Source organism: Kitasatospora sp. NPDC007106, from assembly GCF_040634455.1.
GTDB lineage: Bacteria > Actinomycetota > Actinomycetes > Streptomycetales > Streptomycetaceae > Kitasatospora > Kitasatospora arboriphila.
Genome location: NZ_JBEYFP010001380.1, coordinates 1 through 1159, shown reverse-complemented (window position 1 = coordinate 1159; position 1159 = coordinate 1). Strand labels below are relative to the sequence as shown.

The following is a 1159-nucleotide window of genomic DNA, read 5'->3' as shown; positions in this document are numbered from 1 at the left end:
CCGGCACGTGCGCGATCGGCCGCGAAGTCCTCGGCCGTCTGCCGCACAGCGGCGCGGAAGTCCGGGTCCCGGGAGAGTTCGGCCCACTCCGCCCACGCCCGGGTCTGCTCGGCCCCGGGGTCGTCGGGCAGCCCGGGGGTCATCGAGCGCCTGACCCCCGCGAGGACGGGATCGGTGCCGAGGCCACCGAGGACGGCGTCGAGGAACTCGTCGACGAGACGCCGGCGTTCGTCCTCGGAGAGTCGGGCGAGCTGGTGCATGAGATCGGTCTCCTCGGGGGTGAGCCCGCGCTCGGCCACCGCCGTCAGCAGCGCGTGCCGCAGGCGCAGGACGCGCAGCCGCGCCGCCACGGCCTCGGCGTGGGCCGCGGCGACCTCGGGGAGCGAGAGCTCCCGGTCGACGATCCTGCGGATCGTGGGCAGGTCCAGCCCCAGTTCCCGCAGGGTGCGGACGAGTTCCAGGCGCGCGGCGGCCTCGGCGGTGTAGCGGCGGTAGCCGGCCGGGGTGCGGTCCGTCGGCGTCACGATCCCCGTGTCGGAGTAGAACCGGACGGTCTTGACCGTGAGGCCGGTCCGCCGGGCCAGTTCGCCGATGGAGTAGAGCGTGTCGCCGTTCATGGCCCCCATCGTGGCGTCTCCACCTACGGGAGACTCAAGTGTTGCCGCCTGCCGCCTGCCGCCTGCCGCCTGCCGCCTGCCACCGGCCGCCTGCCACCGGCCCGCCGCTCGCCGTGTCCCGGCGGCGGAGGTCAGCGTGCGGCGGCCCCGGCGCGTCCGGCGCGGGGCCAGGAATGGTGGTGCTCGTCGATGACGTAGTGGTGGCCGTGGCTCCAGGCTCCGGCCCGGGAGGGGTGGGCGCCGGTGAGGTGGGGGTGGCCGGCCGGCAGGTCGGTGTGCTCGTGGCGGAGTGCGTCAGGGTCCCGGCGGGGCCACAGCACGGCGGCGGCCGCCGTGGCGGCGAGCGCGAGGACGCCGAGGGTGAGGGCGGTGGCCGGCAGGCCGGCCGCGGCGGCGAGCCAGCCGGCCAGCGGGTAGGTCAGCAGCCAGCAGGAGTGCGAGAGCGAGAACTGTGCGGCGAACGCGGCCGGCAGGTCGGCCTCGGCCGCCGAGCGGCGGATCACGCGACCGCCGGGGGTGAGGACCGCCGAGCCGGCCGCGCC

The 1159-nt window shown here is 76.8% G+C and carries 1 protein-coding gene and 1 pseudogene; both read right to left on the bottom strand.

Features of this window, described 5'->3' with window-relative positions:
• A partial coding sequence (locus ABZ641_RS38640) for a MerR family transcriptional regulator (RefSeq protein ID WP_359989367.1) occupies window positions 1-617 on the bottom strand: 617 nt, incomplete at its 3' end.
• 131 nt (window positions 618-748) lie between these two features.
• Window positions 749-1159 (bottom strand): annotated as a pseudogene (locus tag ABZ641_RS38635) (MFS transporter); the annotation flags it as partial.